The sequence below is a fragment of the Levilactobacillus parabrevis genome (assembly GCF_044051715.1).
Taxonomy (GTDB): domain Bacteria; phylum Bacillota; class Bacilli; order Lactobacillales; family Lactobacillaceae; genus Levilactobacillus; species Levilactobacillus parabrevis.
In genome coordinates, this window is sequence record NZ_CP168688.1 from 2,498,864 (window position 1) to 2,515,641 (window position 16,778).

A 16,778-nucleotide genomic window follows, 5' to 3' on the forward strand; every position below is an offset into this window, starting at 1 on the left:
TCACTCCATCTCAAATCTTGACTACAGTTCAAAATCAATTTTGTCATTATCCTTCAGCTGCTGTTTGAGGATTGTTCTCAGTTGCTCAACCTTGACGTCAACGTCCTGAGAGTTACTCAAGCGCCAGGTCTGATCCATCGGCAAGGTCTTGGCGCTGACAGTCTTCGGTGTCACTACCTGAACAATTGGATCTGGACTTACTTCCGCATCCGAATGTTGGTCAACTATTCCGTCACCATCATCCGAATCTTTGCCACGGTCTTCTCTTTCACGACGTAACCGTTCGGCCTCTTCTTCTGCCCGCTTAGCCAACAACCGATCCATTTCCTTGGTCAACGCTTCCCGACGTTTCTGCGCTTGTTGTGGCACGACAAAGAGTTCATTTAAAGTGGTCGCATCCCGTGCGTTTTCCAACAGGTGCATAAAGTCTTGCTTAATCCTGCTTTCAAATTCACGCGTTAGCTGGTGCTCCTCCGCATAACTCTCCGTGGCAGCCTGTTCATCCTCAATTTTACTCTGAGTGTCACCCAAGCCTGCATCGAATTCGGTACTAAATGCTGTCCGAAAGGCTTCTACCAAGTCGTTAAGCTTTTTAGTTTTACCCTGTGGCCGTTGACGCATAATCTTATCAATTTGCGCAATCAAGTCTTTGACCTGTGGACTAGTGACAAATTCTTTGGAATGCGCGAAAACATTCTGTTGGAAATGCGCATCCTGCCAAATTTTCTGTTGCGTTGCACTGTGATAGAATTCATTGATACCATCGTCTTCCATCTCGTCATGCCAGTACAGCAGGTCTTCTCGTCTTTGGCTAATCAGATCATAGAACTTATCGGTATCATGCTGTACCAACAATTTGTTCATCAGATCAATTCCGTCTTGCAAAACATCGTGACCTGGATAGAATCCATCCTTATTGGCATAAACTGCCACAGCATCACGTTCATGAGTCACCGCATCCTGCAACTCGTGCATCAAAGTGTCATCCTCGGCATCGCTAAACGACTCCTTGCCAAAGACCTCCTTTGCCACCTTTCGTAGATCTTTCTTCTTCTGTTCGCTAATCGCTTGGCGTGGTTCCACTTGAACAGCATCAATATACTGCCGCTTAAGGAAGTATTTGGCCAACTCGTTGGCCGACGATTCTGCACGTAGACTGAGTGCTTCACCGTTCACATAAACTTTTAGCTTAGCATCAGCGAAAAGTCTTGCAACTAACCATTTGGTATCAATCTCACGATATCCATAAGGCACTTTACTGAATCGTTCTAAAATGGACTTGTAGGAGATCTTATTATGGCCCGAATACTCGCGGTTAATCCGTTCCAAGACGGCTTGAACGGCCCGCGCATTTTCATCGGTCTTGACTAATTCATTGGTGTCTTTGAAGAGCGCGACAACGTCACTTTCTTGCTTAACCACACTAATGTAGTCTAAGTTACGATAGATTTCGTTAATCAACTGCTCCTGCGCCTGTGCTAACCGGGCAAAGAAATCCTTTGTCCCAGCGTCAATTCGCTCACCTTGCACGTAAATGTCCGCGCGTTGGAGCACCTCCAAGAGTTCCTGAGCCACAGTAGCCTTCAACGAAGATAACTCTGTCTTCTTTAAGTCCACGATTCGTTGTGAACGGGCATCCTGCGACTGCTCCTGGGGATTTAAAATGAACTTCTGAATCCGCAATACTTGCTGCTGGTCATCGGCATATTGTCGTTCCTGTGGCAGATCGATAATAATCTGCGGCTGTTCTGGCGAACTCGATTGCCGTCGTAATTCGATATCCTCATGATTATCTACATTTTCAACTGTAGAAATCTTCAGGTTAATATCTTGATTAGTCTGACCAACTGGACGATCATCCACCCACTGATTAAAGACGAAGGTATACTGCTGCTTCAGCTTTGGATAGGTGTAGCGCTTTGAAATTGCAGCACTGCTGAAGAGGTACTCCCCAATCGCCTGCGAGATATCTCCAGAATCCACGTTTTGCCGTTGAATCTGCTTACTGATGTCCTGTTCCGCATCGGTTAAGAACTCATAGCCCTTACTGGTCTTTTCAACAATATTTTGTTCTTGCAGTACCTGCAAGGCTTGTTTAACCTTGGTTTCCAATTCAATCCGGTCCGTATCGATCGAATCAATCATCAGCGTCACCAAATTATTCAAAGTGGCGTCAAAGTCTTGAACGTACTTTACCATGAACAAAGTTTCCAGAACCTGAACAGCGAAGGGATTATCTTCCCCCGTTGGATTGATCAATTCATTGTTCTGTGCCCGCTGAATCACAATCATATGGGTATGATCCAAGAAGTGACTCAGTCCCTGGAAGAAAATGCTAAATGGAACTAAAGCTTTTGTATCGCGATTCTCTAAACGTCGTGCCGATTCCTGGAACACAGCCAGCATTGATCGTTCACCGTTGGCCAAATGCTTTCCATCAGACCCATTCTCCCGAATCGCCGTCAATGTATCTTGCAGTAGGAAGATTTGGTAAGGGACAAACGGATAAAGATCAGCAAACATCTTCGCGTTGTCGTAACGCTTCCGTTCTTCTTTGCCATCAAAGCTGATTAAGTTATTAATGACGTGCTGATTGTCTCCAAAGGTGGCTTCCAACAACCGCTCGCTACTGTCCGTCTTTGCAAGCAGTCGCTTTTGAATCACCTCATCAACGTTTGCCGAAGACATAGCAATCCGCGTCTTGAACCGGCCCTGAATCTTGGAGAAATCTTGACCATTAATGTTGGTGGTCACCTTATCAATCGCCTGTTGACTGGTGACAATGACCCACGCCTTACCGTGCGTGTAAGTCCCTAGATCTTCAACAATACTCTGCAGATTAAGCATCCGCTGTTGACTAGATCCGATGTATTGTCCAACTTCATCTACTAGAAAAACCATGTGATAGTTAGGCTCTTGCTTTTCAATGTATTGATTGACTAATTTGGCAAAGCTCTCCACGCTAACCGGATATTCCTTCTTCAGTTGGTCGATAAAACCATTGGCATCATCCGTCGACATAAAGCCAATACCAACCAACGTATCACGAATGGTTCCCTTCAAGAAGGCATAGGCATTACGTGCGTCCTTCCACTCGCGATGTTGCCGATCCAATTCCTGAAATTTCGCTTGAAATTCGTCATATTTTCCTTGTGCAATCAGATCACGTTCCAAATCAGCAATCCAAAAGTCAGCGCCAAACAAGCCCAACTGTTCGTTAAAAACCTGGAGGAAAACATTAAGGATGGCATCCTTTTGCGACTTATTACCATTCTTGGCCTTGGAATCAATGTTGAACAGCATGACCTCGTTCGGCACCGTGGTCGCCAACTTCATGTCAGCTAAGGTTCCTTGATCGTGAATCTTCTGATCATCAACGAAGTAATCGAGGGCCTTCTTCCCAGCAACTTCTCGGTTTTCCAATAAATAAGCTAGAATTTTTAAGAAATGAGATTTCCCAGATCCAAAGAACCCGGAGATCCAGACACCCATATTAGTCGTATCGTGGTGAATGCCCTCCGCATAGGCCGCGAAGAAGTCCTTGAAGTGGTTATCCAGTTCCTTGGTCACCACGTATTCTTCTAATTCCTGTTTAACGTTTGCATCTTGCTCATCGCCAATCGTAATGACCCCTTTAATATCTCGGTCAATCGATTTGGCAAAAATATCTTTAATTTTCATTGCGGCTCTCCCCTAATTGATCTGGAATGCTCGGTAGTAGTTATCCTCTTTGGACTCACCAAACATACTGAGACTTAAACTATCATACGTCCCGGGATAAAAGAAGACTACCGGGACGCTATTTACGATCTGATGCATGGTGTTAAGCACCTTGTGTGCGCGGATTAATGGGAAGATTTCGCCAATTCCAGTGACAAACACAATCACCGGATCCTTAGGTAAGTGTCGCTGCATGTATTGAACGAACAGATTATCAGAACTTGTCATTTCCAGCGCGTTATTCAATTGCTCTGTTAGATAATCAATCCCATCAGACGCTTCCATCGCTATGACATCTTCGCGAATGCCCATATCATCTAACAATTCCCACATGATGTTGTATAAATTAAACTCAACAATGTCCATGCCAATCGTTTCCCGATTCAATTGCTGTTCCATGCTGTGAATCTCTTCGGTTACCAATGGCTGATCCTGTGGTGCAAAAGCTAAAATATAGTAGGAAACTTCATTGGATAGTCCCCGACTTTGCTGAAAATCGGGATCCGCAACCTTTTCACGTAAATGCTTCAATTTTTCTGTCGTATTTGTCATACTATCTCCCCAAAAGAGCTGCCAGTTGCCGAGTAGCTCCCTTTGTTTGCAATAAAAATTCTAATCGTGTATCCAACAACGGTCGTTTTACCAAGTCATAGTCCCCCTGGTCCTCGAGTAAATCAGCCTCACGGAGAAAAGTCTTAAACGTCCCAGACAAGCGCCGAACAGTCTGCTCTGTCCAAGCTGCAATTTGCAGACTATCAACTTGCTTCTGATTAAAAAAAGCTTCTACTTCATAACTATGTAACTTAGCATCCCCCAGGAGCAATTCACTCCGGTAGACCTCATACATGAAGTCGTCAAATAGCTGGTTACACTTCACACTAGCGACGAGATTAACCAGTTTCTGATTGGCCATATCCAATGATGGAAAAAGATCAAAATAATCATCATCCAATGTATCCACACGTTGTTTAACGACCCGCACCATGTCCAAAGACCGTGCCTTAGATTGTTGTTGAAAGTAGTTCTCATCAACGCTCATCTCGCGAATATCATCATCACTGATGCCTTGCTCACGAAGTTCTAGGTACTGGGAAAATTCGTTAAACCAGAACGAATGCGTAATCATTGAAGCACTGTATTGTGCCATTATTTATACCAGCTTTCTATCATCGGAATGCTTGTCCTTATCACGTTCTAAGTATATAAGATAATCGCAGTCAGCGCGAGACTTTCAGTAGAATTAGCCGACCGTTGCTCCAATCTATTATAAATTCACTTATTGATAAGTATAGCAATCGCCGGTGAGTTCAAAAAGGACCTACACTTACTACTAATGTAAAAATAACGAAATTTGTCGCATTAATTTTAATTAGACGTCAAAAAGGCAAACAATTTCTTCGGAAAATGATTTAAAATAACACACCCTGTCGTCCATCACGCCCCACCAGCACTTCCAAATCCACTACCGTCCCACACCTCCTAATCGGGCAACCATATTACCCAATAAGGCCATAGTGAATTGTCTAGTATTTCTTAACTTTATACCGTATGATGGAGAAAATGTCCAGTCCGAATCTGCTAACTGTGGGTTACATTTGCTGGCCAATCAAAGGAGCCTCACAACTATGGAAGACTACGTTGCAATCGATGTCGAAACGGCGAACGCCTCGCGCGCCTCAATCTGTGCCATCGGGATCGCCCAATTCAAACGCGGTGAGCTGACCAATAGTTTCTACAGCCTCATCAACCCACACGAACCGTTTGCCGACCGTAACACCGCCATTCATGGAATCGACGCCAACCTAGTCGCCACCGCACCGACCTTTAGCGATCTGTTGCCACTCCTCCACCGCTGGCTCGATCATCAACTGATCGTCTCCCACACTAATTTTGACATCTCGGCGTTACGCCAAACGTTAGCGAAACACGGCCAGCCGCAGCTTCCTTTTAAATACTTCGATAGTTATATTGTCTGCCAACAACTCATCGCCTATCCCCATCACCGTCTGGCCGACATGGCCGCCTACTTCGGCATCCACAGCGCCCACGAACATCACGCCCTCAGCGACGCGCAAACCTGCGGCCACATTATCGCGTCCCTGGTTGCGCAACTCGAAGTCCCCACGCTCAACAGTCTCCTCAACGCGGCCGGCTTTCATCAGCTGGGAGTCTCCTCACAACTAGAACAGAAAAAATTTCAAAAGACCAGCGTACTCGACCTGATGGATATCTCGCACGATGTAAAAACGGCAACTTTTGAAAAATTCACGCCCGCCGCACTCTTCTACCAACGCAACGTGGTACTCACTGGTAACTTGCAGCTCATGACGCGTGCTACTGCCTTTCAAAAAATCACCGCAGTCGGCGGCACCCCACAACACACCTTGACGGCAACGACCAATTTTCTTGTAGTCGGCCACACCAATCCACAGGTTGTTGGCAATGACGGCAAATCACCCAAGATTCGCAAGGCTGAGGAGCTTAACCGCATCTTTCCGGTCATCACCATCATCGGCGAATCCGATTTTCTCAAAGCCATCGCCCAATAAATTTAGTCACTAAAACAGAGTCTGGCGGCAAATTCCAGGCTCTGTTGTTATCCAATCTTATATGGTAGAGACATGTGCCAAAAGGCAGTCAGTTCCGTTTAAACCTGATAACTAAACCATCCAAAACCAGGACTATTCGGTCATCAGCCTTAACGCTCACCGGCTAACCGCCCCTTATCCCACATTTTAACGATTGCTCTCAGGCAGCGTCCCGCGTTGGCCGCCCCAGCGCAAACGGCCCCAGATGATCCCGATGGTGAAGCCAATCAGCGTTGGTGCCAACCACCCCAGGCCCAGACTCGCAAACGGAACTGCCGTGTGATACAGCGTCAGCAGGCGTTGGATGGGCGCCAAACCAGAGATGGTGGCCGGTGTATTGGCCAACATATCCAAGATTGCCGGTAAGATGGTGAATGCAATCGTGACCTTGTAGACGGTACCAGCGTAAGGTCGTTGCGAAACAGTCAGTGACAACAGAATCAGCGCCAAGGCCAACGGGTACATCAGCATCAGAACGGGTAACGACCAGGAAATGATGGTGTCGAGGCCCGCGTTGGCCACCAGGAAGGACAGGATCGTCGTCGTTCGTAATCAGGCCCGGTAGCTGACCTTTGGGAATAACTTGTGGAAATCCTGGGCAAACGAACAAACTAAACCGATGGCAGTCGTCAACACGCCCAACGTGACCAGAGCCCCCAGCAACAGCGTTCCCACGCTGCTAAAGTAATGCCCCACGATTTGAGAAAGCGCGATCCCCCCATTTGCGGAAAGTTTAAACTGATTCATGCTCAATGCGCCCAACATGACCAATCCAAAGTAAATCAAGACTTCTAGCGAGATGCTGATTAGTCCAGCCTTGGCCGTCAGTTTCGTCAACGCCCGGCCCCGGTAACCCAGGCCACGAATGGCATGAATCAGCGTGACACTCAGCGCCAACAAAGCGACGGCGTCCAATGTATTGTAGCCTTCCAGCAACCCACCAATCGTGGCATTTGCCTGGTAGGTAGCGGTCGGCGTCTGACTGAGGTTACCCATTGGTTTGATAAAAGCCACTAGGAAGACGATGGCCAATAACGTTAGAAAACCGGCGTTCAGGTACTTACCCACAATCTTCAATAAACTGTTCTGATGGGTCGCAGCCAGGTAGGTCACCGCAAAGAATAAACCGGTAAAGAGCAACATGCCCAGTGTCGAAAAATGCTTGGGAATAAAGGGTGCCACCGCCATTTGATACGCCGTAGCGGCCGTCCGCGGCGTAGCGAAAAACGGCCCAATCGTCAAGTGAACCAGTACGAGGAAAATAGCCGCAAAGTGCCGTCCCAATGGTCGCGCGAAGTCGAGTAGACCGTCGCTCTTGGTCACAACAACGGCGAGAATTGCCAGCAACGGGAACAGCGACCCGGAAATCGCAAAGCCCAACGCCGCTAAAAACCAATTCGATCCAGCCATCTGACCCAAGTGAACGGGAAAAATCAAGTTCCCAGAACCAAAGAACATCCCAAAGATCAACGAACTGACGACTAACAATTGCCCCAAATTTTTCCGTGGTGTTGCGTTAATTTCTTCCATCTTCAATTCCTCCTGAACTTAATTTTTTACCCGTAAACGCGAAAAAGAGCCCTCTCCCATACGGGAAAAGGGCTCTACAAGTAGAACGGTACCACCTTTTTGCGGCAGTCACCCACCACACTCATCGCGGACAAACATCCGCTAGCCAGGTAATGGTGGCGACCACGACAGCCTTAGCAACTGCCGAACTCAGAATTAACCTTCACGAACGCGTGGCGGTCACTTTCCACTTCACGTGACTCCCTAGGCACCAACGGATTCGTTACTACTTTCTTCAACGTTTTATAAGTATTGTTGTGTATTATAGACTGCCAATCATTAGAAATCAATGGGTAAATTAAAAAAAGATGAGAGAACTTAAACCTAACGGATTGCCTTTAGACGTGGTAAGCTCAGTCCAGTTACATAAGGTATCTATAATTGGAGGGCTCACTCATGAAATACCGATATGCTGCACTCTTTTCACAAAATTCAAACGGGCAAGTAGAAGTTACTTTTCCCGACTTGGCACCCCACGCTGCCACATTTGGCAAAGATATGCCCAACGCCCTACACATGGCAAACGACGCACTCACAGGTTACTTGCTCACAGCTGAGGAAAACCGTGAAAGATTGCCCCAACCTTCAGACCCGGGTAGCATTGCCCATACGCCACAGCAACTGGTCATCCTCCTTACAGTTGACCTAAAGATTGCTCGCGAATAAAACGGTCCACCATTGAATCGCAATAATCGCCGGGCTTCTCCAAATCGCTAATTCCAGCCCCATCCCCACTCACTGTCCCCACACCCCATCAACATTGTCCCCGCCATTTTATGAATTTATTTATTAATCAGTGAAACCGTTACCCCCATTTATGGTATGCTTATCTGTGTACTTTAGAATCGTAATATAAGCGGGTGAAACAGTGTACCTCTTTGAAAATTTTCTTCACGACATCTTTGATATAAAGTCAATTATTATGGCCCTGATCACCGTTGGCCTTATCGCCATTATGATGGTCATGACTTACTTTCTCGCACAGCGGATAGCCCGGCTGTCACGGACCGCTACCATCATTCTAGATTTAATTGAGGCCGCCATCGTCATTGCCAGCGTCATCATTCTCCGACAAACCTTCTGGGTCCTAAATAATGGCAACGTCTTAAGCTGGGGCTACGCCATTGCGCAGTTAATGATTCTGTTATTCAGTCTCTATTCAATGCAAAACTTCGCGGTAGCTCTGGTCAACCTGATCATGCCACTATTCTTCTATGGTCAGGCCCTCTACATCGGCGCCAGCCTCCAATACTGGTGGGTCTCCGCCATCGCATTAGTCATTTTGATTAGTGTCATCCTTTACATCAGCCATCATCAGGCACTGGCGTTGGACTCTGAGTGGCGTTTCTTACTCTTACAACTCCTATATGGCTTCGCCTGGTGCATGGTCATCTGGTCCGTACGACCATTTCATCTCATCTACACGGTCAACGTCCTCGTGGTCTTTATCATTTACATGTGGATCATTCGGTTCTTCGTCACGCGGGTTAATCGCGTCATCAGTCACTTTGCACGGTTAGATCAAGAAGCTAACTACGATGAACTGACGGGTGTGCGCAACCGCGCCAACTTTGATACGACCACAGTTGGGGTCTTCGGCGTTTACCGGCAGCACCCCACGACACCGATTACCATGGCGATGTTCGACATCGACCACTTCAAACAATTCAACGATAAATATGGCCACTTGACTGGTGATGCCGTACTCAAGCACGTAGCCCACCACTTCAACGAAGAATTGGCCCAGCAAACGAATAACGGTGAAATCTTCCGTTACGGTGGCGAGGAGTTTGTCATCATCTTTAAAGATACCGCCCCCACAGATGCCCAGCGTATCGTCACATCGATTCGCGATACGCTCCAACAACATCCGGTAAAGATCAACGGCCAACAACTCGTCGTGACTGTCTCCATTGGTATCTCCGCCTTACAACCGGATGATGCCGACTTCAACAGCTGGTTCAAACGGGTCGATCACTACCTCTACCTCGCAAAGGAGGCTGGTCGTGACCGAATTACCGTTGAGGGTGAAACCCAAGAATTTCAATAAATAACTTTTTATGCTAAATACAGGTAGGTCCCGATTTTACGGACCTACCTGTATTTTAGAAAAAAGAAAAGACGCCACGTAATCATAGCGTCTCACACAATCTGATTGATACGATGCGTCCCCGGGGAGTCGAACCCCGATCGAAAGGACCGAAATCTCTCGTGCTATCCATTACACTAAGGACGCTTAACATCCTTAGTGTAGTCCAAAACTAGTTATAACACCAAATAATTTAGCGCGCCCCCGATGCTCGAACCGCCTCTTGTTCCAAATGTAATTCGAGCTTTTCGGCACTCTCCCGGAAGTCAGCACCGAAGCTGGCTCCTTGCGCGGTTACCGTAGCCGTTTGTACGCCATCGATATCCGTCACGATCAGTGTTTCACCCTGCCAACTGGCAGTGTCATAGTGACCGTCCTCCACTTGGTCTAGGAATCCCTGAAAAATGTCCAAGACGGCTTGATTAATAATTTCATCCTCGGTCTTGTCTTCACCGTGCTGTTTTAATTGTAACTGGCGCAACTGCACCTCGTCCATATCGGTTGGTATCTGAATAAACATTGGAATGCCTCCCATAATTAGTTTTACTGCTATTCTAGCACTTCCTGACAAAGAAACGAGTGCGAATGTTATCCTCTATTCAAATCTGGTGTAAACTAGGGGTATGCAAACATTCTGACTACCTAGGAGGTGGCTCATGGAAGACTCGATACTAGACTTTACTACGAACCTGGCCATTCTCCACCGGCAATTTCAGCGGGCAATGAATCAGATTCTTGAAGCCGATGAAATGCCGGTAAACATCACTGAATTTTATTTGTTAGTGCTGGTCTCTGAGACCAGCCACCTGAACCAGCGGAAAGCTGCCTGGACGATGGCCGTAGATGAAGGTCTCATGGCGCGGATGGTACAGCACCTGGTTAAGCTGTCCCTATTGCAAAAGGAAACGGATCCCCGTGATCGTCGTAACCGCCGTTTGAAGTTAACCACCGACGGTAAACGTTTGGTAAAACAAGCCATTGAGGTCCTCCACGATTGGTGGCAACAAGCCACGCCGACCGATGCCGACTTCGACTACGCCAGTATCACCGCCCAACTACAATTACTTTCTAGCAGCGTCCTGCAGGATCAGCAAACGGAACATTCATAATTAACCTTGTTTTTCCCCACCTAAGGAGGGATTCATGATGAGTAAAGCCATTACCATTGCCGAAGCCCAACGTTATGACGCGCATACCATCAACGAGATCGGTATTCCCGCATTAGTTCTCATGGAGCGCGCCGCCTTGGCAACGTTTAATAACCTGTTAAATGATGATTTTGATTTGAGCCGTGTCGTGGTCGTGGCTGCGACCGGCAACAACGGTGGCGATGGGATTGCCGTCGCCCGGTTGCTGCACATTCGCGGCATCGACGTTGAAGTCTACCTGTTGGGCGATCCAGCTAAGGCCACCCCGCAGACGACGCAACAACTTAAGATTGCCAACTACTATCACATTCCGTTCACGACCGACCTCAATCACGTGGTCAACGCCACACTGATTGTCGATGCCATCTTCGGTGTGGGTCTATCGCGGGACATCACCGGTAAATTCGCCGATGCCATTAACGCGATTAACGCGGCCGACGCGAAGACAGTTGCCATCGACGTCCCATCCGGCATCAACGCCGACACCGGTGAGGTCATGGGTGTTGCGGTCGTTGCCGACAGCACGACCACCATGGCCTACAACAAGATTGGTCTTCTGACGATCACTGGCAAGCAACACAGCGGGACCGTCCACGTAGCCGACATCGGTATCTACGCGCAAGATCATCTCGAGCACGCCCGTTAAGCGTGGTGACCGAACCAACCATACCATCTCGCTACAACCCGCGCCCCATCAAAGCGTAAACTAAAAGGCGCGAAAGCTAGAGTGACTTTCGTGTTTCTTGACTGCGACCAGAACCCCTCCTGAGGCTCTGGTCGTTTTTTGTAAAAAGAGTGCGGAACAAGGCGGTCAGACTCTGAGCATTAACGTCAATAAGGATAAAAGCCCGGGCTTGGCTTTTTCCTTATTGGGGTTAAGCGCAGGAGTCTGCCTTGTGGAGCACATTTCAGAAAAGAGTGCGGAACAAAGCGATTAGGTCCTGAGCATTAACGTCATTAAGTCAAAAGCCCGGGCCTGGCTTTTGGGCTTAATGGAGTTAAACGCAGGGACCTGCTTTGTGGAGCACGTTTCGGCTATATAAAAGTCAAAGAGCGCCCCAAACCAAAAAAAGAATCCAAGGCTTAGCCCCATCCATAATTTATGCTTAACCTCACTCAGCTGCCCCATAGACAACGTTTCCGCCACATAATTAGAAAAAGGCCCAAACCATCCCCACCCCCTCAAGCCACTTCACAAGCTTTCTCCCCACAAACCCGGTATACTAGCACTAACTATAATTGGGAGGTGCCCCACATGTCACAACTAGAAACTGGCTTCACCAACGTCCAAGCGCTGGACCCCAGCATTATTGTCGACCTGCGCTACGCCACCACGGATAATTTTACGCATCAAGTTATTTACGATTTTGCCACTGCCATCGCCCGAACGGGAACCGCGAAGAAGTTAGCCAAAGCGAGCGAACTACTACGGTCACAGGGCTATCGGCTGAAAGTCTGGGATGCCTACCGCCCCGTCTCCGCACAAGAACGGCTCTACGATGTCTACCCCGATCCCTCGTTCGTCGCCAAACCCAACCCGAACTTCTCCCACCAAAAGGGCGTTACCTTCGATGTCACGCTGTGTGACGCCGCTGGCAGGGAATTAGAAATGCAGACGGAATTCGACGACTTCTCAGTGGCCGCTCACCGGGACTTTACGCGGACACCGCTTCAGGAAAAACATTACCAAATTCTCGATGAAGCCATGCAGTCAGCCGGATTCTTCGGCTACGAGAACGAGTGGTGGGACTACCGCGACACCCAAATGGATGATTATCCACCAGCAACGGCCGACCCTAACGATTTTCAAATTGCTGAACACGCATAAATTAAAAATGGAACTGACTTGCTGAGCGAGTCGGTTCCATTTTTTAATTTACGAGATTTTACCTAAAAAAGAGGCCCCCAGCATCCGCTCAGAACCCCTTATAAACTTCTCAATTAATTGGTGTAACCCGAATCCTTCAACATAAAGGAATGATCCGGAATCCGAATCAACGTGAAGCGGTTCGCCAGTCGACCGGCGTGTAACCCGAGACCGTTGACGAATGACTTCTTATAGGTGGTTTCGATGACGCCGACCCACGCCTTTTGATGGCGCTGGTCATACTTGGCGACCTTTTTTTCATCCCACTTATAGGCCGAAGCCGGCAAGTTGATGGGTTTCTTGCCATCCGAAACGGTGGCGTCCGTGCTGCTGACCTGGTACTTCTCGCCTTCAGTCAAGTACGTATAGTGTTGCACAGGCTTCTTGCCATCACTGTTGTCGACTTCAACATAGTAAGCTGATCCGGACGACGCGCCCGTATTGATGACCAGTGGTTCATAGCGAGTCGTTTGACTGATCCGATTGCTCCCTAACTGATTCACGTTTTGGAAGAAGGTCGTGTAACTCATCCCACCAAAGAACAGTAGCCACACCACCAACTCAATCGTTGAGAGCGTCAAGTTCTGCCACGAAAAGCTGCGGTGTTCCTTCACGATCAACCGAATGCGCCGGACCCGCATGTCGTGGACCATCCACACGAGTGTCACGAGGACGACCAACCATAGGCCCATCCCCACTAAGTTCCATGCTGATTTCATAGTTCCCAATTCCCTTCCAAGAAACAAACCTCTTACGGGTATTTCTGTTCTCTATTAGCTTACGAGATTCACGCCGGGAATACAAGCGCTACTTCCTGAAAATTCTGACGTTAACGCTGCGGCACACCACCACCAACTCACGGATTGTTGCCGCCATTTTCATCGTGCGCGGGTTTAACTCTCCTCAGACCTAAGCTATACTAAAATTAATTCTTTTATATGAGGAGGACTATCTCGTGTGTACTAGTCTAACCTATACGTCAGCCGCTGAACACCACTTCTTCGCCCGCACCATGGACTTTCCTACGACCACGTCCTGGCGGCCCGTCTTCTTACCCCGCAACTATCACTGGCAAACCGCGCTCCACACCCCACGAACGACCCGCTATGCCTTTCTCGGTGGGGGCCGGCCAGCCGCGGACTTTTCAACCTATCTCATGGCAGATGGCATCAACGAGGGCGGCATCACCTGCGCCGAACTCTACCTACCCGGCGTCGTCAGCTATGCCAGTGATCCCGTTGCCGACAGCATTAACCTCACACCCCAGGACTTTATCAACTGGGTTCTAGGCGAACACGCGACGTTGGCCGAGGTTGTGGCCGATCTTCCTCAAGTCACGCTGGTGGCCCGTCGTTGGGGGAATGACCCCTACGTCTACCCCTTTCACTGGATTCTCAGTGACCGTAGCGGGCAGACCTTGGTAATTGAACCTACCGGTGGTCCGCTGAAAGCTCAGTTAAATCCAGTTGGCGTCCTGACGAACACTCCAATTCTAGCCACGCATTTGCAGAACTTGAATGATTTTCTGAAAATCCCCGGGTCAGAGTTCACGGGCCGAACAGTCACAGCCGCACGCGACTATCTTCAGAGTGGCGCACCGCTACCCACCGGAACCATCCCTACAACCCGCTTCATTCACATGGCATTGCGGCGTTGGGGCACTCGGCCGATGACTACGACAGCTGCCAGTTTGCATCAAATCTTCCACTGGTTAGCCGAAGTTAGCCTCCCCTACGACCCTAGTCAACGTGCCGAATTGAACCATAATTACACCCATTACCGGGCTATCATCGATATTTCCACGGCAACTTACAATTTTATTTCACGAAAATCTGGCCGTTTGCAACAAATGACATTAACGCCGGAAATGGCGGCCCACCGGCATTATCCACATGCATATGCCCCTGAATAATTCGGAATGTTGCAAACGACAATCTCACCTTTAATCCGATTGATATTCGTTTGAGACATTTCTGTAACAACTCCCTGATAGTATTAATCATGTTGAATCGAACGAAAGAACATTTAATACTAAAAAATAATTGAAATTAAAGGAGTTTGTTTACATTTATGAAGAAGACGTTGACTAAAATTGTATTATCATTAATCGCTATGGTGGCTTTCACGGTTGCCGGCATCGCCGTTAACCAACCCGTCAGTGCATCCGCTGCTAAGACGGTTTCCTACAGCAAGTTACATAAGGTCGCAAAGGCCCAATTAGGTAAGCCTTACGGTTGGGGTTCTACTGGTCCTTCCCGTTTTGACTGCTCTGGCTTTACCGGTTACGTTTACAAGAAGGGTGCTTCTAAGAAGATCCCTCGTACCGCTCAAGCACAATACAACAAGTACAAGCACGTTAGCTACAAGCACATCAAGAAGGGTGACTTGGTCTTCTTCGGTGGGTCTAAGCGTTCTATCTCCCACGTTGGTATGTACGTTGGTCATGGTCGGATGATCGATTCCCAGAACCGTGGGGTCGTTACTGAAGCCGTCCACGCACCTTGGTGGCACGCCGTTGGTTACGCACGGGTCGCAAACGTTAAGTAACATCTCGTCTAACCTTCATAAATGAAATGAATTCTAACCCCCGCTGTTACGTCGCAGCGAGGGTTTTTGTTTTGCACTAAGGCTTTGATGTAGACGAATTGGCATGCACTATCGCCACTAGACTAAGTTAATATTCGCACTACGGCTGCCAGGGATTCCACCTGCTGTGGGGACGCTTCAGCCTGAGAAACGGGCTTCCGACTCAATTTGAAGCCACGAAAAAACCGTGTCTTAAAAACTGCCCGTGCTGTAAACTGGCCCAAAACACCAGTTAACACCACTTTCACGGCCGGCTCCGTCCCTGGCCTCCTCCGGCTAAAATTGTTATCCCCCATTTCAAATATTGAATCCCACAAACTTCTACCTTTTCAGTTAAGTGCGCCCTGCAAAGCCCTCGTTACCGGCCTATCAGAATTTGTAGTCACATAAAGCGGTCGCCTCACGACGAAGATGAGGCGACCGCTTCACAATTATTTACATTTTAACTTAATCAGTCTGACAATCAAATTAATGTTGAAACATCCCAACAACCCAGCTGAGCGCAACCAGTAGCGGAAAAATCATCCACCAATTCTTCGAAAGGAACTCCCAGCCATTCATCGGTCGTTGTCCCTCTGGCAAAGTCTTGACTGCCTTGTAAGACTGTTCTTTAGCCTCTGCTGCTTGGCCCCCGACCAGTTCATTCAGATCCACCTGTAAGAGATTGGCAAGCTTCACAACCGTGTCCAAATCCGGTGACGTCTCACCCTGCTCCCACTTTGAAATCGACTGCCGCGACACAAATAGCTCGTGAGCGAGTTGTTCCTGTGACAAATTCTGCCGACGCCGCAATTTTACCAACTGCTGACTAAACACATTCTCCATGCTCTCATCCCCTTTGATTAAATTTATCATACCCGATGTGTCCCGGGCTTCCTAGCGAACAAAGTCGAACATCACGCACTTTGCCCGGGCTAGTTGCGCCCGCCATGGTTGCACAATAGGTTGCGAACGCCCAGGCGTCAAGCGTTAGTCCTACATAGCTAATCATTCTGAAGATTTATTTTCAAAATAAAAAGCCCAGGCAATTTGCCTAGACCTATTCTTAAAACGCAACCTAAATAAGCGCCATTTTTCTAATGTTGCCTGTGTTTTCTATCAAAATAGAGAATTCCAACAACGCCTAAAATAGCGTATATTACGACAAACCACTTAGGTACCGAAAACGCCATGAAAACAACAAATCCGCCAAAAAAGCAAAGATAAAACAG

14 protein-coding genes, 1 tRNA gene and 1 pseudogene are annotated in these 16,778 nt (G+C 48.0%); 8 read left to right on the plus strand and 8 right to left on the minus strand.

The features are described from left to right. Window positions 1-21: 21 nt before the first annotated feature. Genes brxC through ACEPSU_RS11610 form a run of 3 tightly spaced genes read right to left on the minus strand, consistent with a single transcriptional unit; the run spans window position 22 to window position 4,867 of the window. Entirely contained in the window at window positions 22-3,681 is a 3,660-nt protein-coding gene (gene brxC / locus ACEPSU_RS11600) for a BREX system P-loop protein BrxC (protein ID WP_395321798.1), read from the minus strand. 12 nt (window positions 3,682-3,693) lie between these two features. Continuing rightward, window positions 3,694-4,272, minus strand: coding sequence for a DUF1788 domain-containing protein (locus ACEPSU_RS11605; RefSeq protein WP_395321800.1), 579 nt, complete (start codon window positions 4,270-4,272; stop codon window positions 3,694-3,696). Window position 4,273: 1 nt separating this feature from the next. Continuing rightward, a complete protein-coding gene (locus tag ACEPSU_RS11610) occupies window positions 4,274-4,867 on the minus strand; it encodes a DUF1819 family protein (RefSeq protein ID WP_020089141.1) in 594 nt (197 codons plus the stop codon). Between the two features lie 478 nt (window positions 4,868-5,345). On the opposite strand from ACEPSU_RS11610, the gene ACEPSU_RS11615 reads away from it, so the two are divergent. Further along, window positions 5,346-6,269: an exonuclease domain-containing protein gene (locus ACEPSU_RS11615; protein ID WP_395321802.1), complete on the plus strand. Its 924-nt coding sequence runs from the start codon at window positions 5,346-5,348 to the stop codon at window positions 6,267-6,269. 186 nt (window positions 6,270-6,455) lie between these two features. Here the strand turns inward: ACEPSU_RS11615 and brnQ are convergent. Continuing rightward, window positions 6,456-7,829 (minus strand): annotated as a pseudogene (gene brnQ, locus ACEPSU_RS11620) (branched-chain amino acid transport system II carrier protein). A 444-nt stretch (window positions 7,830-8,273) separates the two neighbouring features. On the opposite strand from brnQ, the gene ACEPSU_RS11625 reads away from it, so the two are divergent. Both ACEPSU_RS11625 and ACEPSU_RS11630 read left to right on the plus strand, forming a co-directional pair. Continuing rightward, the gene (locus ACEPSU_RS11625; RefSeq protein WP_395321804.1) at window positions 8,274-8,543 is read left to right on the plus strand and encodes a type II toxin-antitoxin system HicB family antitoxin; all 270 of its coding nucleotides are present in this window, start codon (window positions 8,274-8,276) and stop codon (window positions 8,541-8,543) included. A gap of 256 nt (window positions 8,544-8,799) precedes the next feature. Continuing rightward, window positions 8,800-9,927, plus strand: coding sequence for a GGDEF domain-containing protein (locus ACEPSU_RS11630; protein ID WP_395361559.1), 1,128 nt, complete (start codon window positions 8,800-8,802; stop codon window positions 9,925-9,927). A gap of 114 nt (window positions 9,928-10,041) precedes the next feature. Here ACEPSU_RS11630 and ACEPSU_RS11635 read toward each other — a convergent pair. Then, window positions 10,042-10,113, minus strand: a tRNA-Arg gene (locus ACEPSU_RS11635). Between the two features lie 46 nt (window positions 10,114-10,159). Further along, complete coding sequence (locus ACEPSU_RS11640) at window positions 10,160-10,486, minus strand: hypothetical protein (protein ID WP_020089136.1); 327 nt, start codon at window positions 10,484-10,486, stop codon at window positions 10,160-10,162. Window positions 10,487-10,622: 136 nt separating this feature from the next. Between ACEPSU_RS11640 and ACEPSU_RS11645 the strand changes: the two genes are divergently transcribed. The 3 genes from ACEPSU_RS11645 (at window position 10,623) to ACEPSU_RS11655 (ending at window position 12,942) form a co-directional block, all read left to right on the plus strand. Further along, window positions 10,623-11,075, plus strand: coding sequence for a MarR family winged helix-turn-helix transcriptional regulator (locus ACEPSU_RS11645; protein ID WP_020089135.1), 453 nt, complete (start codon window positions 10,623-10,625; stop codon window positions 11,073-11,075). Between the two features lie 34 nt (window positions 11,076-11,109). Next, window positions 11,110-11,760: an NAD(P)H-hydrate epimerase gene (locus ACEPSU_RS11650; RefSeq protein WP_191988611.1), complete on the plus strand. Its 651-nt coding sequence runs from the start codon at window positions 11,110-11,112 to the stop codon at window positions 11,758-11,760. A 609-nt stretch (window positions 11,761-12,369) separates the two neighbouring features. After that, complete coding sequence (locus ACEPSU_RS11655) at window positions 12,370-12,942, plus strand: M15 family metallopeptidase (protein ID WP_395321808.1); 573 nt, start codon at window positions 12,370-12,372, stop codon at window positions 12,940-12,942. A 113-nt stretch (window positions 12,943-13,055) separates the two neighbouring features. Here ACEPSU_RS11655 and ACEPSU_RS11660 read toward each other — a convergent pair whose 3' ends face one another. Next, window positions 13,056-13,700, minus strand: a complete 645-nt coding sequence (locus tag ACEPSU_RS11660) for an LVIS_2131 family protein (RefSeq protein WP_260340041.1) — start codon at window positions 13,698-13,700, stop codon at window positions 13,056-13,058. Between the two features lie 236 nt (window positions 13,701-13,936). On the opposite strand from ACEPSU_RS11660, the gene ACEPSU_RS11665 reads away from it, so the two are divergent. Together ACEPSU_RS11665 and ACEPSU_RS11670 are read left to right on the plus strand one after the other, a co-directional pair. After that, window positions 13,937-14,893 (plus strand): linear amide C-N hydrolase, encoded by a 957-nt coding sequence (locus ACEPSU_RS11665; protein WP_395321810.1) that lies wholly within the window; start codon window positions 13,937-13,939, stop codon window positions 14,891-14,893. A gap of 158 nt (window positions 14,894-15,051) precedes the next feature. Continuing rightward, window positions 15,052-15,528: a C40 family peptidase gene (locus ACEPSU_RS11670; RefSeq protein WP_020089129.1), complete on the plus strand. Its 477-nt coding sequence runs from the start codon at window positions 15,052-15,054 to the stop codon at window positions 15,526-15,528. A gap of 507 nt (window positions 15,529-16,035) precedes the next feature. Here ACEPSU_RS11670 and ACEPSU_RS11675 read toward each other — a convergent pair. Next, window positions 16,036-16,422, minus strand: coding sequence for a helix-turn-helix domain-containing protein (locus tag ACEPSU_RS11675; protein ID WP_395361561.1), 387 nt, complete (start codon window positions 16,420-16,422; stop codon window positions 16,036-16,038). Between the last annotated feature and the right edge of the window lie 356 nt (window positions 16,423-16,778).